The 20320-nt window shown below is 71.1% G+C and carries 17 protein-coding genes; 11 read left to right on the forward strand and 6 right to left on the reverse strand.

The genetic code is table 11. From position 1 onward, the window contains the following. Nucleotides 1-161: 161 nt before the first annotated feature. The 7 genes from N8I87_RS21590 (at nt 162) to N8I87_RS21620 (ending at nt 7943) form a co-directional block, all read left to right on the forward strand. Nucleotides 162-1127 (forward strand): alpha/beta hydrolase family protein, encoded by a 966-nt coding sequence (locus N8I87_RS21590; RefSeq protein ID WP_263210883.1) that lies wholly within the window; start codon nt 162-164, stop codon nt 1125-1127. After that, entirely contained in the window at nt 1120-2349 is a 1230-nt protein-coding gene (locus tag N8I87_RS21595) for an acyltransferase family protein (protein WP_263210884.1), read from the forward strand. The genes N8I87_RS21590 and N8I87_RS21595 overlap by 8 nt, the downstream gene beginning before the upstream one ends. A gap of 10 nt (nt 2350-2359) precedes the next feature. After that, nucleotides 2360-3835, forward strand: coding sequence for a sensor histidine kinase (locus tag N8I87_RS21600; protein ID WP_263210885.1), 1476 nt, complete (start codon nt 2360-2362; stop codon nt 3833-3835). Next, nucleotides 3832-4515: a response regulator gene (locus N8I87_RS21605; protein ID WP_263210887.1), complete on the forward strand. Its 684-nt coding sequence runs from the start codon at nt 3832-3834 to the stop codon at nt 4513-4515. The genes N8I87_RS21600 and N8I87_RS21605 overlap by 4 nt, the downstream gene beginning before the upstream one ends. A gap of 100 nt (nt 4516-4615) precedes the next feature. Then, nucleotides 4616-6007 (forward strand): sensor histidine kinase, encoded by a 1392-nt coding sequence (locus N8I87_RS21610; RefSeq protein ID WP_263210889.1) that lies wholly within the window; start codon nt 4616-4618, stop codon nt 6005-6007. Next, nucleotides 6004-6678, forward strand: a complete 675-nt coding sequence (locus N8I87_RS21615) for a response regulator (RefSeq protein ID WP_263210890.1) — start codon at nt 6004-6006, stop codon at nt 6676-6678. Before N8I87_RS21610 ends, N8I87_RS21615 begins: the two co-directional genes overlap by 4 nt. A gap of 44 nt (nt 6679-6722) precedes the next feature. Next, complete coding sequence (locus N8I87_RS21620) at nt 6723-7943, forward strand: cytochrome P450 (protein WP_263210891.1); 1221 nt, start codon at nt 6723-6725, stop codon at nt 7941-7943. Here N8I87_RS21620 and N8I87_RS21625 read toward each other — a convergent pair whose 3' ends face one another. Further along, entirely contained in the window at nt 7944-9545 is a 1602-nt protein-coding gene (locus N8I87_RS21625) for an ABC transporter permease (protein WP_263210893.1), read from the reverse strand. It abuts the gene before it with no gap. Continuing rightward, entirely contained in the window at nt 9542-10435 is an 894-nt protein-coding gene (locus tag N8I87_RS21630) for an ABC transporter ATP-binding protein (protein ID WP_263210894.1), read from the reverse strand. The genes N8I87_RS21625 and N8I87_RS21630 overlap by 4 nt, the downstream gene beginning before the upstream one ends. A 73-nt stretch (nt 10436-10508) precedes the next feature. Here N8I87_RS21630 and N8I87_RS21635 point away from each other — a divergent pair, with 73 nt between their 5' ends. After that, nucleotides 10509-11006 carry a GbsR/MarR family transcriptional regulator gene (locus N8I87_RS21635; protein WP_263210895.1) on the forward strand — a complete coding sequence of 166 codons (498 nt, stop codon included), beginning with the start codon at nt 10509-10511 and terminating at the stop codon, nt 11004-11006. A gap of 12 nt (nt 11007-11018) precedes the next feature. Here the strand turns inward: N8I87_RS21635 and N8I87_RS21640 are convergent, their stop codons facing one another. Next, a complete protein-coding gene (locus tag N8I87_RS21640) occupies nt 11019-11885 on the reverse strand; it encodes a diacylglycerol kinase catalytic domain-containing protein (RefSeq protein ID WP_263210896.1) in 867 nt (288 codons plus the stop codon). A 197-nt stretch (nt 11886-12082) separates the two neighbouring features. Between N8I87_RS21640 and N8I87_RS21645 the strand changes: the two genes are divergently transcribed. From N8I87_RS21645 to N8I87_RS21655, 3 genes are all read left to right on the forward strand, one after another. Then, a complete protein-coding gene (locus N8I87_RS21645; RefSeq protein ID WP_263210898.1) occupies nt 12083-13366 on the forward strand; it encodes an adenylosuccinate synthase in 1284 nt (427 codons plus the stop codon). A 204-nt stretch (nt 13367-13570) separates the two neighbouring features. Continuing rightward, nucleotides 13571-15388 (forward strand): bifunctional metallophosphatase/5'-nucleotidase, encoded by a 1818-nt coding sequence (locus N8I87_RS21650; RefSeq protein WP_263210900.1) that lies wholly within the window; start codon nt 13571-13573, stop codon nt 15386-15388. A gap of 539 nt (nt 15389-15927) precedes the next feature. Continuing rightward, nucleotides 15928-16251: a hypothetical protein gene (locus N8I87_RS21655; RefSeq protein ID WP_263210901.1), complete on the forward strand. Its 324-nt coding sequence runs from the start codon at nt 15928-15930 to the stop codon at nt 16249-16251. A 3-nt stretch (nt 16252-16254) separates the two neighbouring features. Here N8I87_RS21655 and N8I87_RS21660 read toward each other — a convergent pair whose 3' ends face one another. The 3 genes from N8I87_RS21660 to N8I87_RS21670 form a co-directional block, all read right to left on the reverse strand. Further along, nucleotides 16255-16905 carry a putative DNA-mimic protein gene (locus N8I87_RS21660; RefSeq protein WP_263210903.1) on the reverse strand — a complete coding sequence of 217 codons (651 nt, stop codon included), beginning with the start codon at nt 16903-16905 and terminating at the stop codon, nt 16255-16257. 204 nt (nt 16906-17109) lie between these two features. Next, nucleotides 17110-19593: a dolichyl-phosphate beta-glucosyltransferase gene (locus N8I87_RS21665; protein WP_263210905.1), complete on the reverse strand. Its 2484-nt coding sequence runs from the start codon at nt 19591-19593 to the stop codon at nt 17110-17112. Then, complete coding sequence (locus N8I87_RS21670) at nt 19590-20282, reverse strand: GntR family transcriptional regulator (RefSeq protein ID WP_263210907.1); 693 nt, start codon at nt 20280-20282, stop codon at nt 19590-19592. The genes N8I87_RS21665 and N8I87_RS21670 overlap by 4 nt, the downstream gene beginning before the upstream one ends. Between the last annotated feature and the right edge of the window lie 38 nt (nt 20283-20320).

The raw sequence follows: 20320 nt of genomic DNA on the forward strand, positions 1-20320 counted from the left end.
GTCCCGATCCGTAATTTCCCATCCAGACGAGCCCGACGACCGGGCGGGGGACTGGAGGGGACGGTGCCATGGGGCAGGTGACGGGGGCTGCGGGGGAGCGAACCGAGCGCGAACGGCCCGCAGACGAAGGAACCGGCAAGAGGCGCCGAGGCTCAGGAACGATGCGCCCCGCCGCCCACCGATGGCCCCGCGCCCTCCTCGCCGTGCTCATCACCGCCGCCGTCGTGGTCCCCCTCTCCGCCGCTGCCCGACCGGAGGTCCCCGCCCCGGCCCCGGCCGTCCTCGCCCCGCCGACGGCGGCCACGCTGGGGGAGGCGTACGCAGCCAACCGTGCCAACGCCGCCGAAGCCGCCGGTATGGCGGCCGCGCACGCCGACCGTCACCGCGCCGCCGCGGACCGCGCGCTGGCCGCCCCGTCCCGGCAGCTGCTCGTCTTCGACGGCCGCGGCTCCGGCCGGGCCACGGAGGTCCTCGGGGACCTGGCCCGTGCCGAGCGCATCGCGATCCTGGTCCCCGGCTCCGACACCTCCATAGACACCTACGACCGCTTCCACAGAGCCGCGGCCGCCCTGTACACCGAGCTCACCCGCCGCGCGCCCGCCGGCAGCCGGGTGGCGGTCGTCGCCTGGCTCGGCTACGACACCCCGGGCACGATCAGCACCACGGTCACCACCACGAGCTGCGCCGAACAGGCCGCGCCCCAACTACGCGCGTTCATACGAGAGGTGCGCGACGTCGTGGGCGAGGAGCCGCGCGTCTCCGCCGTGTGCCACTCCTACGGCTCGGTCGTGTGCGGCCGCGCCGCCGCCGGCCTGGACATCGACGACCTCGTCCTCGTCGGCAGCCCCGGCACCGGCGCCGGCTCCGCCGCCGCGCTGAACACGCCGGCCCGTATCTGGGCGGCCCGTGGTTCCGACGACTGGGTGGCGGATGTCCCGCACGTCAGCACCGAACTGTTCGACACCACCATCGGCTTCGGCACCGACCCGGTCTCCCCGGCCTTCGGCGCCCGCGTCTTCGACGCCGCTGACGCCGACCACAGCAGCTACTTCACTCCGGGCTCGACCGTCCTCGCCAACCTGGCCCGGATCACCCTCGGCGAGACCTCAGAGGTGACCCATGCGTGAGCCGACCCTGCGCCGCGCGCCGACAGGGATGCTGAACGGGATACGGCAGGGCGCCCGCCGTGTGGACACCGCCACGCCCGCCTCCCGGGACCGTGCCGTCGACGCCCTGCGCGCCATGGCGATCCTCGGTGTCGTCCTCGGCCACTGGCTGGTCACGGCCCTGGTCGCGGACGACGGCTCGCTGCACGCGGCAAGTCCGTTGCAGCACATGCCCTGGCTGGCGCCAGTCTCCTGGGCCTTCCAGACTCTCGCCGTCTTCTTCCTGGTGGGTGGCCATGTGGCGACCCGCGGCCATGCCTCCGCCCGGGCACGCGGAACGACCTACGGCGAGTGGCTGCGCGGCCGCCTGTCCCGGCTGTTCGGGCCGGTGGCCGCGCTGCTGACCCTGTGGACGGCGGCGGCGGCGGGCCTGCTCGTCTCGGGCGCCCGGTTCGAAACGATCCACACCCTCGTCAAACTGGCCCTGTCCCCGCTGTGGTTCCTGCTGGTCTTCGCGGCCCTGACGGCGGCGACCCCGCTGGTGACCCGACTCAACCCGCTGTGGCCCCTGGCCGTCGTCATCCACGTGGACCTCCTCCGATTCGGGTTGGGCGGCGTCCCGTCCTGGCTCGGCTGGGTGAACGTGGCGGCGGGCTGGCTGGTGCCCTACACCCTGGGCGCGGCCTGGACCCGCGGCGAGCTGGAGGGCCGCAGAGCGGGCTGGGTCCTGTTCGCGGGCGGTACGGTGGTCACCGCGGTGCTGGTCGTGTGGGCGGGCTATCCGGCGTCGATGGTCGGCGTCCCCGGCACGGCGATCTCGAATCTCAACCCCCCGACCCTGGCGGCCGTCACCTTCGGACTGGCCCAGTGCGGCCTTGCCCTGCTGCTCCGCGACCGGCTGCGCCGTGCGATGGCCCGCCCGGTGACCTGGGCCGCGGTGGCGCTGGTCAACCTCTCCGCGATGACGATCTTCCTCTGGCACCAGACGGCGCTCATGGCCACGACGGCCGCGACCCTCCCGGCCGGCCCGCTGCCCGGCCTGCACACCGTCCCCGACCAGCTGACCTGGGTGGCGGCCCGGCTGGCCTGCCTCCCCTTGTTCGCCTTGTCCCTGACCCTGTGCTGGACGGCCTTCCGCTCCTACGAACAGGGCCCGCGCCGCCCCAGGAACCGCCCTTCCCGGGTGATCCGCCGCCACTCCCACCCGCACCGAGCGGAACCGAAGAAGTCCCGCCATGCCTAAGGTGGCCGAGATGACCCCCACGGACCCGACGGCCGCAGACGGCGAGACGCCACCCCACCCGGCCGAAGTCCCGGCGCCCACCCCCGAACCCGGACCCGAAACCGCAGGCGAACCCGCCCCCGCACCCAATCGCGCACCCGAACCCGCGCGCGAAACGCTCCTCAACCGCCTGCGCACCCGAACGCGCCGCTGGCTCCACATCCTGAAGTACCTGATCGCCACGTGGATCGCCCTGGGCATCACCCTGGCCGGTGGCGACGAACTCTCCACCTCCTACGGGTTCAACACGGAGGACGGTCTCCTGGCCGGCTTCGCCCAGGGCCTGGCCGTCGTGCTGTCCCAGTCGCGCCCGGTCCCCGCCTGGGGCATCTCCCTCGCCGCGATGGTCGCCACGGCCACAGCGGCCCGCCCCGCCCTGGCCGACGCCCCGCAGCCCGGCCCCGACTGGCCCTGGGCGACCCCTCAAGTCCTGGCCCACGCCTTCGTGTTCTTCGTTCTCGCCCTACGGCTCCCGATCCGCAGGGCGGTCGCCGCACTGGCGGTGTCCGGTCTGGCGACCTTCGTCGTCGAAGGTGTCATCGGCGGGGTGGGATACAGCGCGACCGGCCTGGTCGCGGTCGCCGTCTTCTCCGTGGCCGTTCTGGTGGGCACTGCCCTGCGCGCCCGCAGCGAGGCCCGTACCCAGCTGGTCGAGCAGGAGACGATCACCGCGGAGGAGCGGGCCCGCCGCACCCTGCTGGAGGAGCGCAGCCGTATCGCGCGCGAACTGCACGACGTGGTCGCGCACCACATGTCGGTGATCTCCATCCAGGCTCAGGTGGCCCCGCACCTGGTGGAGAACCCCTCCGAGGAGCTGAAGGAGAACCTGGCCGGCATCCGCCAGAACGCCTTGGAGGCACTCACCGAACTGCGCCGGGTGCTGGGCGTCCTGCGCTCGGAGAACCCGGACGAACCGGCCCCGGACTCCCCGCAGCCCACCCTCGACCGGCTCGACGCCCTCATCGAGAACACCCGGGCCGCCGGCCTGGACGTGGTCACCGACATCGCCGGCGAACCGTGCCCCTACCCGCCCGGCGTGGAACTGTCCGCGTACCGGATCGTCCAGGAGGCCCTCAGCAACGTCCTGCGCCACGCACCGGGTTCCAAGGTCAGGGTGGAGGTCAGCCACTTCTCCGAGGGCGTTCACCTGGGAGTCATCAACTCCCGCCCCGACCGGCCGGTTCCCCCTTCCCCGGGCACGGGCCACGGCCTGCTGGGCATGAGGGAACGTGCGACGATGCTGGGCGGCCATGTCACGGCGACCCCCACCCTGCACGGTGGCTTCATGGTGACGGCTTTCCTGCCCAAGGACGCATGCGTGGCCCGGCCGCCCCTGCCTCCCACTGACCCGGCGGCCGCCGACGGCGGAATCCCCCCACAGAAGCCACCCGCCCCCGCGACCGAAGGCCACGTGCCCACCCCCGACGAAGGAGCCCAGACCCCATGACACCCGTCGGTCCGGACCCCATCCGCGTGCTGATCGCCGACGACCAGCAAATGGTCCGCCAGGGCTTCACGGTGCTGCTCAACACCCAGCCCGACATCGACGTGATCGGGCAGGCGGTGGACGGCAGGGACGCCATCGCCAAGGTGTCCGAACTGACCCCGGACGTCGTCCTGATGGACATCCGCATGCCCGAAATGAGCGGTATCGAGGCCACCCGCCGCATCACCACCGACGACCCCGCCGTCAAGGTCCTGGTCCTCACCACCTTCGACCTGGACGAGTACGTCTACGAGGCGCTCCGTGCCGGCGCCTCCGGCTTCCTGCTCAAGGACGCCTCCGCGGACCAACTCGCCGAGGCGGTCAGAGTGGTGGCCGCCGGAGACGCCCTGCTCGCCCCCGGCATCACTCGCCGTCTGATCGCCGAGTTCTCCCGCCTGGACGGCCCCCGTCGCGCCCCGCTGAGGCAACGCGTCGGCGACCTGACCGAGCGCGAGACGGAGGTGCTGGCCCTGATCGCCCAGGGCCTGTCGAACGCGGAGATCGCCGAACGGCTGGTGGTGGCCGAGCAGACCGTGAAGACCCACGTCGGCCGCATCCTGGTGAAACTGGGCCTGCGCGACCGCACTCAGGCGGCGGTGTTCGCCTACGAGTCGGGCCTGGTCCGCCCCGGTACCCGCTGAGACCGCCCGTGGCCTGCCCCGAGTAGTACCTGAGACGGATTCCCAAGGACCCTCTCAGAGGTGACGACCGCGACCCCGGCCGCCGCATACCGTTTTCATCGTGACCGAGACGACGCACATGCAGACGACACCGCCGGGCGCAGCCGCCAGGCCGCGCAGCCCGGAGTTCCGGCTTGTCGCGGACGCCCTGCGGGGGCTGCGGCAGGACCTGTTCCACGACGCGTTCGCGTATGTCCCGCTGCCCCGGATGCGTGTCGACGGCCGGCTGACCCGCCGTCTCACCGGTCGCGCCCGGGAGTACTCGGCGTGGAGAGCGCACATGCTGGTGGCCGCCGCGGGCGCGCTGGCGATGCTCATCGGGTTCGTGGGCAGTGGTACCGGCGGCGGGGCAGCCGTGCTGTGCGGTCTCCTCGCACTGCTTCCGGTCCTGCTGACCCTGGCCCGTCCGGTGGGAGCCTTCTGGCTGTCCCTGGCGGCGACGGCGGCCGGCTCGATCGTGGGCTCGTCCTGGATGGACTGGCCGTGGCTGCCGGGCAGCTTCCTCGCCCATCTCGTGGTGCTCACGGTGGTGGCGATACGGACCCGCCCGCGTGCGGCGGCCTGGATGTGGGTGCTGACCGCGGGCTACGGCTTCGTGGTCGAGGCCACCCTGGGCGGGGGCCATCTCAACACCAACGCCGGACCGATGCTCGTGCTCTCGGCGATAATCCTGCTGGCCGTCACGGTCTGGCACATACGCCGGGACGCCGTGCAGGAGGTGACCGCCCAGCAGACGGTGACCGCGCACGAGCGCTCCCGCCGCACGCTGCTGGAGGAGCGCACCACGATCGCCCGCGAACTGCACGACGTGGTCGCCCACCACATGTCGGTGGTCGCCATCCAGGCGGAGGCGGCGCCGTACCGGGTGGAGAACCCGCCGCCGGAGCTGGAGAAGGCCTTCGCCACGATCCGGGAGAACGCGGTCGCGGCACTGACCGAGCTCCGCCGTGTCCTGGGAGTGGTCCGCGCCGAGGACTACGAGGCACCGGACGCCCCCCAGCCCACCCTCGCTGATCTGGACTCCCTGCTCGACAATGTGCGGGAGGCCGGGCTCGAAGTGGAGAAGACGGTGACCGGCGCGGTGCGCGAACTCCCGCAGGGCGTCGAGCTGTCGGCGTACCGAATCGTGCAGGAGGCACTGAGCAACTCGCTGCGGCACGCGCCGGGGGCGAAAGCGCGCGTCGAGATCGGGTACGTCCTCGGCGGGCTCGGTCTGCGCATAGTCAACGGCCCGCCGCCCGCGCCGGACCTGGTGAAGCCGTCACCGGGCGCCGGACACGGGATCACCGGGATGCGGGAGCGGGTCTCCATGCTGAACGGCGAGATGACGGCAGGGCCGGCCGAGGACGGGGGTTACGAGGTGACGGTGTTCCTCCCGGTCGCTCTCGAGCCCGACCGGGACGACCGCGGTAACGACCGACGCGACGGGCACGACCACAGGAACGGTGCATGACGACTCGCACGATCCGCGTACTGATTGCGGACGACCAGATGATGGTGCGTGAGGGCTTCTCGGTCCTGCTGAACGCGATGCCGGACATCGAGGTCGTCGGCGAGGCCGTCAACGGTCGTGAGGCCGTCGAGCGGGTGCGGGAACTCGCCCCGGACGTCGTACTGATGGACATCCGGATGCCCGAGCTGAACGGCATCGAGGCGACGCGGGAGATTGTCGCCGCGGACGGTACGGCGAAGGTGTTGGTGCTGACCACGTTCGACCTCGACGAGTATGTGTACCAGGCGCTGCGGGCGGGGGCCTCCGGCTTCCTGCTGAAGGACGCCTCGGCGCGCCAGCTCGCCGACGGGGTGCGAGTGGTGGCCTCGGGTGAAGCGCTGCTGGCCCCCACGGTCACCAAGCGACTGATCACGGAGTTCTCGCGGCTGTTCGAGGCACCGCGGCCGGCCCCCACCGGACAGTCGGCGTACGGGGACCTGACCGAGCGGGAGACGGAGGTGCTGGTCCTGATAGCCCAGGGCCTGTCCAACGCGGAGATAGCCGAGCGGCTGGTGGTCGCCGAGTCCACGATCAAGACCCATGTCAGTCGCATCCTGGTGAAGCTGGGCCTGCGTGACCGCACCCAGGCGGCGGTGTTCGCCTATGAGGCGCGACTGGTCACGCCGGGGTGAGAGACCCCTGGTCATGGAGGGAGGAACCGGGCTAGCGTCCGTCCATGGCAGCTGTTTCCGATCTCGCCTTCGACCCCTGGGACCCGGCGTTCCTCGCCGATCCGTACCCGGCCTACGCCGAGCTGCGGGCGAGGGGCCGCGTGATCCACTACGAACCGACCGGCCAGTGGCTGGTCCCGCATCACGCGGACGTCTCGGCGCTGTTGCGGGACCGCCGCCTCGGTCGCACGTATCAGCACCGGTTCTCGCACGAGGACTTCGGCCGCACGGCGCCCCCGCCGGAGCACGAGCCGTTCCACGTCCTGAACGACCACGGGATGCTCGACCTCGAACCGCCGGACCACACCCGTATCCGGCGCCTGGTGTCGAAGGCGTTCACCCCGCGCACGGTGGAGCGGCTCAAGCCGTACGTCGGTGAGCTGGCCGGGGAACTGGTGTCGGCCCTCGTGGCGGTGGGCGGCGGCGATCTGCTGAAGGACGTCGCGGAGCCGCTGCCGGTCGCGGTGATCGCGGAGATGCTGGGCATCCCCGAGTCGGACCGTGCCCAGCTGCGCCCCTGGTCGGCGGACATCTGCGGGATGTACGAGCTGAATCCCTCCGAGGACACGGCGGCGAAGGCGGTCCAGGCGTCGGTGGAGTTCTCGGACTACCTCAGGGAGCTGATCGCGGCGCGCCGCAAGGAGCCCGGCGAGGACCTCATCTCCGGCCTGATCGCGGCTCACGACGAGGGCGACCGGCTGACCGAGCAGGAGATGATCTCCACGGCGGTCCTGCTCCTCAACGCGGGCCACGAGGCCACGGTGAACGCGACGGTGAACGGCTGGTGGGCCCTGTTCCGCAACCAGGCCCAGCTGGCCGCCCTGCGCGCGGACCACTCCCTGGTCCCCTCGGCCATCGAGGAGCTGATGCGCTACGACACCCCGCTCCAGCTCTTCGAGCGCTGGGTGCTGGACGAGATCGAGATCGACGGCACGACGATCCCCAGGGGCGCGGAGATCGCCATGCTCTTCGGCTCCGCCAACCACGACCCGGCGGTGTTCACCGCCCCCGAGACCCTCGACCTCACCCGCGCGGACAACCCCCACATATCCTTCAGCGCGGGCATCCACTACTGCATCGGCGCCCCACTGGCCCGCATCGAACTGGCGGCCTCGATGAAGGCGTTGCTGGAGCAGGCCCCGAGTCTGAGCCTGGTGGCGGAGCCGGAAAGGAAGCCGAACTTTGTGATCCGGGGATTGGAGGGGTTGAGCGTCGAGGTCGGGTGATCACGTCGTGATGTCCCGCCTCCGCAACGCCGCCAGCCCCGCGCCCACCAGGAACACCGCCAGTCCCGCGAGGGTCAGTACCGGGGTCCACTGCATCTCGCCGCCCGGCAGCTTCGGGAGGTGGCCGAAGGGGGAGAGGTCCAGGATGATCTGGGGGGCGTTCAGGGCCGGGCCCACCCAGCCGATCAGGAGGACGGCGACCGCCACTCCCCAGGCTGCTGCTGCCGCTCGGGGTGCGATGCCGTAGAGCAGGACCGCCACCCCGCCGATCACCCATACCGCCGGGAGCTGGAGGAGGCAGGCGCCCAGGATCGGGGCAATCTCCTTGCCGTAGCCGACGGCGAAGCCCAGGCCCGCCAGGAGCATGATCAGGGCCGAGCCGCCGAAGGCGATGGCCAGATGGCCCGCGGCCCAGCGCAGGCGGCCCACTGCGCAGGCCAGTACCGGTTCCGCGCGGCCCGAGGTCTCCTCGCTGTGCAGGCGCAGTACGGAGGCCACGACGTACAGGGAGGCGATCAGGCCGAGCATGCCGACCATCGCCGCGAGGAACGCGTTCGTGAACGCGCTCTGGCCGCCCATCCGCTCGAAGATCTCCCGTGCCTGGTCGTTGCCGCGGACCAGATCGGCCGCGCCGTCGGTCAGACCGCCGTAGACGACCCCGGCCAGGAAGAAGCCGATCGACCAGCCGAGGACGCTGCCCCGCTGCAGCCGCCAGGCCAGCGCGCCCGCCGTGCCCATGCGGCCGTTCGCCGGACCGGGCCGCGTGGGCAGGAAGCTCATGCCGACGTCCCGGCGCCCGGCGAGCCCGTAGGCCAGCGCGCCCTGGGCGGCGATCGCGGCCGCGAAGAGAAGCAGCACCCACCAGCGTTCGCTCGCGAAGGACCGCTGGTTCTCCAGCCAGCCGAGCGGCGACAGCCACGTCAGCACCGAGGAACCGTCGTCGGACGCCGAGTCGCCCGCCGCGCGCAGGACGAAGGCCGCCCCGAGGACCCCCGAGGTCAGCCCCCGGGCGAGCCGTGCGCTTTCCGTCAGTTGGGCGACGATCGCCGCCATGGTGGCGAAGAGCATGCCGACCCCGGCGAGGCCGAGCCCGAAGGACACGGCGCCCGAGGTTCCCTGTCCGGCCAGACCGGCCGTGACCAGCAGCGCCAGTACGGCGTTCGCGACGGCCGCCGCCAGCAGCGCTGCCGTGAGGGAGGCCCGGCGGCCCACCATCCCCGACGCCACCAGCTCCTGCCGGCCGCTCTCCTCCTCGTCCCGGGTGTGCCGTACGACGATCAGCAGGCTCATCACGGCCACGAGCTCGGCCGCGGTCACTCCCACGCGCCAGGCCGTCAGCGCGCCGATCGAGGTGTCGAAGACCGGGCCGATCAGGGCGCGGAACGAGGCGTTGGTCTCCATCTGCCGTGCCAGGTCGGCACGTTCGGCGGTGGTGTCGTACAGGGACTTCAGGGTGCCCGGCATGGAGAGGATCATGAGCGCGTTCACCGCGACGAACACCGGGATCATCACCCGGTCGCGGCGCAGGGCGAAGCGCAACAGGGTTCCGGTGCCGGCCAGTTGGCGGGTGCCGCCAGGCGCCCGTACCGCGAGGGTGGTCATCGCGGCACCTCGTCCTGGTAGTGGCGCAGGAACAGTTCCTCCAGTGTGGGCGGGGTCGAGGTCAGGGACCGTACGCCCGACTCGCTCAGCTGCCGCAGCACGGCGTCCAGCTTGTCCGTGTCCACCTGGAGGCGCACCCGGCGGCCCTGTACGTCGAGGTCGTGGACGCCGGGGAGGTGGGACAGGCCGTTGGGCGGTCCCGCGAGTTCGGCGCTGACGCTGGTGCGGGTGAGGTGGCGCAGGTCGGCCAGCGAGCCGCTCTCGACGGTGCGGCCGTTGCGGATGATGCTCACCCGGTCGCAGAGCTCCTCGACCTCGCTGAGGATGTGCGAGGACAGCAGGATCGTGCGGCCGCGGGCGCGCTCCTCCTCCACGCAGCGCTGGAAGACCTCCTCCATCAGGGGGTCCAGGCCCGAGGTCGGCTCGTCCAGGATCAGCAGGTCGACGTCGGAGGCGAAGGCGGCGACGAGGGCGACCTTCTGCCGGTTGCCCTTCGAGTAGGTGCGGCCCTTCTTGGTGGGGTCCAGCTCGAACCGCTCGATCAGCTCGGTCCGGCGCGCCTTGTCGAGGCCTCCGCGCAGCCGGCCGTACAGGTCGATGACCTCGCCGCCGGAGAGGTTGCGCCACAGGGTGACGTCGCCGGGGACGTAGGCGATCCGGCGGTGCACCTCCACGGCGTCCCGCCACGGGTCGCGGCCCAGTATCTGCGCGGCGCCCGAGTCGGCGCGCAGCAGGCCGAGCAGGACCCGGATGGTGGTGGACTTCCCGGAGCCGTTGGGGCCGAGGAAGCCGTGGACCTCTCCGGTCTCGACGTCCAGGTCGAGGCCGTCCAGGGCGTGTGTCCGCCCGAAGGACTTGTGCAGTCCGGAGACGGTGATTGCCTTCGTCATGGCTCAGAACGTACGCTTCTTTCAGAAATTTGTGAAGTTAAGGAAGGCTATGAAGCTCCGATAGGATGCGGTCATGACGGAATCAGCCGATACGGAGCGTGACCCCGAGGCGGTGTCGAAGTTCGTCGAGTCCTTCGCGGCACAGCTCGTCGAAGCCGGGATGCAGCGCATGCCGGCCCGGCTCTTCGCCGCGCTCCTGTCCTCCGACGAGGGCGCGATGAGCTCTGCCGAACTGGGTGAACAGCTCCAGGTGAGCCCCGCGGCGGTCTCCGGCGCGGTGCGGTACCTGGCCCAGCAGCACATGGTGTCCCGCGAGCGTGAGCCCGGCTCGCGGCGCGAGCGCTACCGGGTGCACAGCAACCAGTGGTACGAGGCCCTGACCAACCGTGAGGCGGTCATCAAACGGTGGGAGGGCGCCCTGCGCGAGGGGGTCGTCAGCCTCGGGGCGGACACCCCGGCGGGCCGCCGTATGGCCGAGACGCTGGCCTTCTTCGAGTTCGTCGACGGCGAGATCGCGGCCATGATGGAGCGCTGGCGGGTGCACCGGGAACAGCTGTTCGGGCAGGGCTGAACCCGGCCCCTTTCAGGCCCCCGCCCGCTGGGGCACCGTGAGCCCCCAGGCACCCTCCACGACCCGCCACGTCCGCTTCCGTACCGGCCCCGCCACCCCGGCGTCCGCCCGGTACCGGAAGTCCGGTCCGGCCACGGTCACGGTCCGCCCGGAGGCCCGCAGCGGGCACGCCTCCGCGCCCACCGACGCCGGCCGCACCTCGACCTCGGCCAGCCCGGCGGAGCCGGTCGTCACCGAGACGCCCTGCACCGGCTGGTCCAGATCGACGAGCGTCACCCCGTCGACCTCCACCCGCAGCCGCGCGGGCCCGGGTGCGGGCACGGACGTGGCGAGCCGGGCGGGGCGGGCGCCCAGCGTCCGTACGAGGGACCGGTATGTCGTCCGCAGCCAAGGGCGGCCCGGAGCCACGGGCACCGGCTCCAGCGGTGCGGCCCGCCGCACCGGCACCGGCGGGATCCGCAGCGCGCCGAGCACCACTCCGTCACTGTCGTCGACCAGCAGGTCCATGCGCCGCTCCACCCCGTCGAGCACGGCCCGTGCCGCGGCCACCGCCCCCGTCGGCACCCCCAGGGTCTCCGCCAGCGCCAGCGCGCCCCCCACCGGCACCACCGACAGCACACATCCGGCCAGCTCCCGCTGCCGGTGCAACAAGGACACCGCCCGGACCAGCGCCCGGTCGTCGCCGACCACCACGGGGCGCCGCGAGCCGCGCCGCGCCAGGGCGCGGGCGAATTCCTCCGGCCCCTCCGGCAGGCACACCTTGGTGGTCGCACCCGCGCTGAGCACGTCTTTCGCGATTCGTACGGACTCGCCGTCCGTCCGCCGGGCGACCGGGTCGATGACCACCAGCAGCTGATCGGACGTCGCGAAGGTCGCCACCTCGGTCCTGCCTCGCTTCCTCGGGTAGCATCTTTGTGCAAGAGCCCCTTGCGCTATTGCGCCAGGGGCTTCGTCTATTCCGGGGCATCCGGTCCGACGGTTGTGCGACCAAAGGCGGTCGCGGTGGTACGCGGCGGTGAACCTTACGCCTACGCCCCTGACCTTGGACATGCCCCGCCCGGAAGGGGTGTACGCGCGTGCCCGCACTTGTGCTGCTCGGTGCTCAGTGGGGTGACGAAGGCAAGGGGAAGGCCACCGACCTGCTCGGTGGCTCGGTGGACTATGTCGTTCGCTACCAGGGCGGCAACAACGCCGGCCACACGGTGGTCGTCGGCGACCAGAAGTACGCACTCCACCTCCTCCCTTCCGGAATCCTCTCTCCCGGCTGTACGCCGGTCATCGGAAACGGCGTCGTCGTCGACCCGTCGGTCCTGCTCTCCGAGCTGAGCGGTCTGAACGAGCGCGGCGTCGACACGTCGAAGCTCATGATCAGCGGTAACGCGCACATCATCACCCCGTACAACGTCACCGTCGACAAGGTGACGGAACGCTTCCTCGGAAAGCGGAAGATCGGGACGACGGGGCGCGGTATCGGTCCGACCTACGCGGACAAGATCAACCGCGTCGGGATCCGGGTCCAGGACCTGTACGACGAGTCGATCCTGCACCAGAAGGTCGAGGCGGCCCTCGACGTCAAGAACCAGATCCTCACCAAGCTGTACAACCGCCGCGCGATCGCCGCGGACCAGGTGGTCGAGGAGCTGCTGGGCTACGCCGACAAGCTCGCCCCGTACGTCGCCGACACGGTCCTGGTCCTCAACCAGGCCCTGGAGGAGAACAAGGTCGTCCTGTTCGAGGGCGGCCAGGGCACGCTCCTGGACATCGACCACGGCACGTACCCCTTCGTCACCTCCTCGAACCCGACCGCGGGCGGCGCCTGTACCGGCGCCGGCGTGGGCCCGACGAAGATCAGCCGGGTCATCGGCATCCTCAAGGCGTACACCACCCGCGTCGGCGCCGGTCCGTTCCCGACCGAGCTGTTCGACGCGGACGGCGAGGCGCTGCGCCGCATCGGCGGTGAGCGGGGTGTGACGACGGGCCGCGACCGCCGCTGCGGCTGGTTCGACGCGGTCATCGCCCGCTACGCGACCCGCGTGAACGGCCTGACCGACTTCTTCCTCACCAAGCTGGACGTGCTGACCGGCTGGGAGCAGATCCCGGTCTGCGTGGCGTACGAGATCGACGGCAAGCGTGTCGAGGAACTCCCGTACTCGCAGACCGACTTCCACCACGCGAAGCCGGTCTACGAGAACCTCCCGGGCTGGTCCGAGGACATCACCAAGGCGAAGTCCTTCTCCGACCTCCCGAAGAACGCCCAGAACTACGTCAAGGCGCTGGAGGAGATGTCCGGCGCCCCGATCTCCGCGATCGGCGTGGGCCCGGGCCGCGACGAGACGATCGAGATCAACTCGTTCCTGTAGTCATCATCCGGGACTTACAGGTCATCATCCGGGACTCACGGGTCGTCGGCCGGACCAATCTCCGGCGACCAGGGGCCGGTCATGGACATGAACATCCTTGACCGGCCCTTGGGCTGTTCCTGGTTCCGCGCGGAACCGGCGCAGGGCAAGCATCTACGCGGGTAGTTGCCGTTTCTCGCCCCTCTCCCGTTCCAGGAGCCCCGAATGCCCGTCCAGCCCATGAACCGCCGGCAGTTCATGCAGAAGTCGGCCGTCACCGGTGCCGCCGCCGTCGCCGCCGGAGCGGTCGGCACCGGTACCGCCGAAGCATCCGACCACGAGCCCGGACACACGCCCCGCACCTGGTCGTTCTCCATCCTCGGCACCACCGACCTGCACAGCCACGTCTTCGACTGGGACTACTACAAGGACGCCCCCTACACGGACAAGGCCGGCAACTCCTGCGGTGTCGCCCGCGTCGCCACCCTCGTCAAACAGCAGCGCGAGGCCAAGGGCGAGGAGCATGTGCTGCTCGTGGACGCCGGCGACATCATCCAGGGCACCTCCCTGGCCTACTACTTCGCCCGCGTCGACCCGATCACCGGGACCGACGGCAAGCGGGGTCCCAAGCACCCGATGGCCGTCGCCATGAACCACATGCGCTACGACGCCGCCGCCCTCGGCAACCACGAGTTCAACTACGGCATCGAGGTACTGCGCAAGTTCGAGAGCCAGTGCCGCTTCCCGCTGCTCGGCGCCAACGCCCTGGACGCCAAGACCCTCAGGCCCGCGTTCCTGCCGTACACCGTGAAGCGCATCTGCGTCCCCGGCGCCCCCGACATCAAGGTCGGCATCCTCGGCCTCACCAACCCCGGTATCGCGCTGTGGGACAAGGACAACGTCAGCGGGAAGATGGTCTTCCCCGGCCTGGTCGAGCAGGCCAAGAAGTACGTCCCACGGCTGCGCGCCCTCGGCTGCGACGTCGTCTTCCTCACCGACCACTCCGGCCTCGACGGCTCCTCCTCCTACGGCGACTCGCTCCCGTACGTCGAGAACGCCTCCAACCTCGTCGCCGAGCAGGTCCCCGGCATCGACGCCATCCTCGTGGGCCACACCCACGTCGAGGTGCCGTCCTACACCGTCAAGAACGAGGAGACGGGCGAGGAGGTCCTCCTCTCCGAGCCGTACTGCTGGGGCTACCGGCTCAGCGTCTTCGACTTCGAGGTAGAGCTGCACCACGGCCGTTGGAAGGTCACGAGCAAGACGGCCCAGACCCTCAACCCCAACAACGTCGAGGAGGACCCGGAGATCACCCGGCTCCTCAAGACCGACCACGACCTCGTCGTGAAGTACGTCAACACCCCCGTCGGCACCTGCACGGCGGACCTCTCGGCAGCCGAGTCCTGCTGGAAGGACGTCCCCATCATGGACTTCATCCACGAGGTACAGATGAAGACGGTCGGGGCAGGCCTGTCCGCCGCCGACGCCGCGCTCCCGCTCATCTCCGTCGCCGCGCCGTTCAGCCGCACGGCCGACATCCCCCAGGGCAGCGTGACCATCAAGGACATCGCCGGGCTCTACATCTACGACAACACCCTCTACGGCAAGAAGCTCACCGGCGCCCAGCTCAAGGACTACCTGGAGTACGCGGCGAAGTACTACCACCAGGTCCCGGCGGGCACGGCGGTGGACACCTCCACCCTCACCAACGCCAACAGCTTCTGGGACTACATGTACGACACCGCGGCGGGCGTGTCCTACGAGATTGACATCGCCCAGCCGGAGGGCTCCCGCATCAAGAACCTCACCTACAAGGGCGCCGCGGTCGCCGACGACCAGGTCTTCGTCGTCGCCGTCAACAACTACCGGGCCAACGGCGGTTCGGGCTACCCGCACATCGCGTCCGCCGACATCGCCTACAGCTCCACCAACGAGATCCGCCAGCTGATGATCGACTACGTGGTGTCCAAGGGCAGCCTCGATCCGGCGGACTTCGCTGTCGCCAACTGGAAGCTGACGCAGGCCGGGACACCGGTGTTCTGAACGTCGGCTGCGCGGTGGCCGTAGGGACCGCCCGCTTCTCGGCCATTGTCGGGCTTCCGCGAGGCGAGTCAAGGGCGCTACGCGTCGCCTGACGGCGATGGCCCTCCGGGCCACCCTTGACACGCCTCGCTCCAGCCCGGGTCAGAAGCGAGCGAGCGGCCCGGAAAGACGGGTGGCCAACAGAGTTCACGGGCAACCGTCGGCTGCGTCCCGGGACCGGGGCGATGGGGCGCGGCGGCGGGGTGGTGGCACGCCGGGTGGGCTCAGCGGCTTGAGGCCGGTGGGCGCGGGGGCACGCCGGGTGGGTTTGGCGGCTTGCGGGTGGTGGGTGGGGTGGGGTGGGCGTCGGGTGGGCTCAGCGGCTTGAGGCCGGTGGGCGGGGACGCGACAACCGGGGCCGGGGCACCGGGTCGGCTCGGCGGGTCATGGCCGGTGGGGGTGGGGTGCGGGGGCTGGGTGGTGCCACCACCGCGCTGACGCGCGCCCCGCCCCCACCGGCCGCAAGTCGCTGAGCCGGCCCGGCGTGAACGCCACTCGCCTTGCCGCGCCCCACCGCCCACCGGGGTCGTGACCTCGCCGACCGGCTGGCGAAGATGACCGGCGGTGACCCGGGGCCGGTCATCGAGGCGGTCACCGGGCGCCGCTGCGTCTACTTCCTCGTGGCGGCCGGGAGCACCGCCTGTCACGCCTGGCCGGAGGAGGTGACCAGACTGACCTGCGGGCCGGACCGGGTGAGCTACATCCCGGTGCCCGCGCTGTACGGCCCGACCTGGCCACTGGGCCGGCGCCATCCGCCCCCCGCCCCCGACCGTCTCGTGCACACACTGCTGCTGCGTACGGTTCTCGCCGAGGTGGCGGTCTGACGGTCAGCTGAAGACGATCATCGACCCCTGGGCCAGGCTCCTGGTCGCGGCCGCGTGCAGACCGAGCCAGACGTGCCGTTCGCGAGCGAAGGGGCTGGGGTCGTACGGCGGTGGGACCGCCGGCTCCTCCAGCTCCGTGGGGCCACGCGGAGGTTCCGGTGCCGCCGGGGGGTTGGCCGGATCGATGCCGATCGACGGGGCGACGAACTCCAGTTCCCGCAGCAGCGTCTGGGAGGAGCCCAGCGGGCCGCCGCTCGCCAGCAGCTCCTCGTTGGACAGCGGGTTGGGGAAGTCGACCGGGACGTAGGCGCCCGCGTGGTCGTAGTGCCAGACCAGGTGCGACTGCTGGGCGGTGGACTCGAACATCTCCAGGAGCTGCTCGTAGTCGCCGCCCAGTTCGTCCACCGGCGTCACCGGCAGCCCGCACATCTGGAGGAGATAGACCCGGCGCAGGAAGTGCAGCGCGTCGTAGTCGAAGCCGGCCACCGGGGCGACCTCGCCGGACAGGCCCGGCATGTACTGGTACACCGGCACCGGTGGGAGCCCGGCCTCGGCGAGCACCTTGTTGTATTGCGCGAGTTCCTCGGCGAAGGGGTTGTCCGGGGTGTGGCACAGGACGTCCACGAGCGGCACCAGCCACAGGTCACAGGCCAAAGAGAGCTCCTCGCATCAGCACGCGTACACGCATTGCAGGGTAGTCAGGGAAGGGTAGTCCGTGCGGCGCAGGCCCAGGGCCTGCCCGGCGGATCCTGCCGGAGACGCGGGGTCTGGCACGCGCATCTGCGGCGTTGTCGTCGGTTGCCGACGCTCCGCGTCGACGCCCTCCTCCGCCTTGCAGCTGCACACACCAGACCCCGCTCACCTTCGCTGATCCGTTGCCGTTGGATTTCTCCGGCCTGATCCGCCGGACAGGCCCTGGCCTCCCTCGTGCAGGTCCCATACCCACACACCGTGCGTCCACTTTCCGGCACGGCCGGTCAGCTTGTGCAGGGCCGTGCGCAGCTTGTCGTCATTCGGCTGGGGCACGACCACCAAGGCGCCCGCCTTCCAGTAGGCGAAGTCCCGCTCGGCCTGCGCCTGCCAGTTCTTGCCGATGATCGGGACCACGCCCGTCCAGCGCACGTCCCGGAGCATGTTGGAGGTGTAGCGCGGAGAGGCGCCGTAGATGCCGATACGGTCCTCGCCGTACGGGCCGTTGAAGTAGCCGCCGGGGATCCTGAAGCCCAGATGGGCCGCCGTCTGCCAGTGCAGGGCCTCCGCGGAGCCGGAGTCGGGCAGCGGCACGGGCACGAGGGACTCGCCCTCGCGGACGTACGACTTCCAGGTCCCGTCCGTGAAGAACGCCGGCACCTCGGCCCGCTCCTCGGCCTTCAGCGGCGCCGGGACCAGCGGGGCCAGGGCGAGCAGGACGCCGAGGAAGCCGAAGTACATCGTGCCCACGGCACGGGTCGCCGCCAGCTTGTCCACCGTGATCGCCAGCATCATGCCCAGTGCCGGGGCGCAGACCATCGCCACCCGGCCCTCGATCACCGACTCGAACAGCGGCTTGTCGGCCAGCAGGGCCCAGGGGCCGGGGTAGACGGTGTCGGTGAGCGGGAAGCGGATCTTCGGGCCGAGGGAGAGCACCGCGGCGGCCACCGCGGTGAACGCCAGCGCCCTGACCAGGGCCTGCTCCCACAGCCGTACGAGAATCGCGAGGGCCAGGGCGACCAGCGGCCAGCCGTAGAACGCGTTCTGCTCGGTGGGGTTGAGGGAGAGCGAGTTCGCCGTCTGTGCGTCACCCGCGAACAGCGAGCGCTCGGCGAAGGCGACCAGGGACAGGGGGCTGTTGCCCGCGTTGTCGCCGTGCAGGACACTTCGATAGCTCTGCGGGCCGGTGAACTGCCAGTACAGGGGATAGGCGACGAGGGGGAGACAGACCGCCGCGCCGATCAGCAGGCCCTTCAGCAGCGGACGCCAGGCCTGCCGCGCCACGTCCCGCCGTACGACGGCGTAGGCGGCCGCGAACAGGGTCATGCCAAGTGCGGCGAGCAAAAAGGGTTCCTCGCCCAGGAAGACCTGGTAGGCGGCCATCAGGCCGAGCACGACCCCGTCCCGCACCACCCGCGTGCCCGCGCACAGCCGCAGGGCGCGGTCGATGATCAGCGGGATCATGAAGAGGATCACGAAGTTGGGGTGCGCGTTGGCGTGGCTGACCATCGGGGGCGCGAAGGCGGCCAGTGAGGCGCCCAGGAAGGCGGCCGCCCGCTGCCGTACGACCCGTTTCACGATCAGCCAGTACCAGGCGGCCGCGGTCGCGGCCAGGCCCAGCGTCATACAGACGCTCAGCGCGATGGCGGGGCCCGCGACGAGGGTGAGCGGCGCGAAGGGGACGGACAGGCCCAGCATGACCGTGTTGGCCATCAGGTTCACGCCGTCGGGGAAGCCCTGGAGATCGGTGAAGAGGGGGTTGCGCAGATGGGCGACGTTGTCGGCGGTCACCGCGAAGAACCACTCCCACTGGTTCTGGTCCTGGAGGGAGTCGGGGAGATAGCGGTGGTCCGGGTCGAGGACACGGCCCGAGTAGAGGGCCACCGCCATCAGCAGGAAGAGGACGGTGACCAGGAGGTCGGCGGGCCGCACGGCGCGGGCTCTGAGCCGGGCCAGGTCGGTGAGGACGCGGGCGTAGTCGAGGGGGCCGACCTTCGAGCCGGGCTGATGGCTCCAGCGGACCGGGACCTCGGCCACGGACCAGTCGCTCCGGTGGAAGTGCTGGAGCACCTCCACGTCTATGCCCCAGCCGTCGAGCCGGGAGGCGGCGAAGGCCTCACGGGCCCGGTCGCCCTCGAACAGCTTGAAACCGCACTGGGTGTCCCGTATGCCCGGCACGGCCGTCGCGCGTATCAGGAAGTTCCCGGCACGGCCGAGCAGTTCGCGCACCCGGTGCTGGTGGTTGTCGATCGCCGCACCCGGCACCGAACGCGAGCCGATCGCCGCCGTGTGCCCCTCGCTGAGCGCCTTGTCGAGCCGCTCCAACTCGGTTATCGGGGCCGCCAGGTCGGCATCGGTGACCAGCACCCGGCGGCCGCGCGAGGCCGCCACCCCGAGGCGCAGGGCATTGCCCTTGCCGCGGTTGCGGTCACTGGTGACGAGCTGGACCCGTGGGTGCCCTAAGGCCGACACCTCCCGGGTGCCGTCGGTCGACCCGTCGTCGGCGACGATCACCTCCCACTCGCCCCAGCGGCCCGCGTTGTCGCTCAGATAGGCCGTGACGGCCTCGAGGGTGGGGCCGAGACGCTCTTCCTCGTTGTAGGCGGGGATGACCACGGAGAGGTCGACCACCTCGGTGCGGCGGCCGCTCATCCGGCCGCCAGCCGCTCGATGAGGGCGAGGGCGTGCGCGTTGTACCCGGCGACGATCGCTCGGGCGCCCGCGGGGTCCCGGCGGGCCAGGGCGTCCACCAGTTCGGTGTGCCCGGACCACAGGCGGCCGCGCAGATCGGGCAGGCGGCGCAGGTGCTGCACCGCGCACACCCAGGACTGGACGCGCAGCCGGTTCAGGAAGTCGGCGAGATAGGGGTTGCCGAACAGGGCGCCCAACTCCCGCCAGAAGCGCAGGTCGTAGCCGATCAGCACGGTCAGGTCACCGGCGGCGGACGCGCGCTGGGCCTCCTCGCCGCGCCGCCGGACCGCGGCGAGGGCTTTCGCCGTACGGGGCTCCTCGGGGTCGGCGAACGGCTTGCGGCCGTCGACGAGGGCCTGGAACATGCTGTCGGTGACCAGGCTGCGCGCCTCGATCATGCCGCGGTAGTCGTCGAGCGAGTACTCCGGGACGCGGAAGCCGCGGTGCTGGTCCGCCTCCAGGATGCCCTGCGCGGACAGGTCGACCAGCGCCTCACGGACCGGCGTCGCCGAGACCCCGTACTGGTCGGCGATCTCCTTGACCGTGAACGCCCGGCCCGGCTGGAGCCGGCCGGCCAGCACCTCGTCACGAAGCGCGTCCGCGATCTGCTGCCGCAAGGTACTGCGGGTCACGGCACCGTTGCCGGGCATGGTCGGGGGCTCTCCTCACGCGTATGGGTGACGTGCTC

It is taken from the genome of Streptomyces sp. HUAS 15-9 (assembly GCF_025642155.1).
Lineage (GTDB): Bacteria > Actinomycetota > Actinomycetes > Streptomycetales > Streptomycetaceae > Streptomyces.

Coding starts and splice junctions, on each gene's coding strand:
- N8I87_RS21630 (WP_263210894.1), bottom strand. CDS start 10,435: ATGACGAAGGCAATCACCGTCTCCGGACTGCACAAGTCCTTCGGGCGG.
- N8I87_RS21605 (WP_263210887.1), top strand. CDS start 3,832: ATGACACCCGTCGGTCCGGACCCCATCCGCGTGCTGATCGCCGACGAC.
- N8I87_RS21600 (WP_263210885.1), top strand. CDS start 2,360: ATGACCCCCACGGACCCGACGGCCGCAGACGGCGAGACGCCACCCCAC.
- N8I87_RS21625 (WP_263210893.1), bottom strand. CDS start 9,545: ATGACCACCCTCGCGGTACGGGCGCCTGGCGGCACCCGCCAACTGGCC.
- N8I87_RS21665 (WP_263210905.1), bottom strand. CDS start 19,593: ATGAGCGGCCGCCGCACCGAGGTGGTCGACCTCTCCGTGGTCATCCCC.
- N8I87_RS21650 (WP_263210900.1), top strand. CDS start 13,571: ATGCCCGTCCAGCCCATGAACCGCCGGCAGTTCATGCAGAAGTCGGCC.
- N8I87_RS21670 (WP_263210907.1), bottom strand. CDS start 20,282: ATGCCCGGCAACGGTGCCGTGACCCGCAGTACCTTGCGGCAGCAGATC.
- N8I87_RS21635 (WP_263210895.1), top strand. CDS start 10,509: ATGACGGAATCAGCCGATACGGAGCGTGACCCCGAGGCGGTGTCGAAG.
- N8I87_RS21590 (WP_263210883.1), top strand. CDS start 162: ATGCGCCCCGCCGCCCACCGATGGCCCCGCGCCCTCCTCGCCGTGCTC.
- N8I87_RS21595 (WP_263210884.1), top strand. CDS start 1,120: ATGCGTGAGCCGACCCTGCGCCGCGCGCCGACAGGGATGCTGAACGGG.
- N8I87_RS21615 (WP_263210890.1), top strand. CDS start 6,004: ATGACGACTCGCACGATCCGCGTACTGATTGCGGACGACCAGATGATG.
- N8I87_RS21620 (WP_263210891.1), top strand. CDS start 6,723: ATGGCAGCTGTTTCCGATCTCGCCTTCGACCCCTGGGACCCGGCGTTC.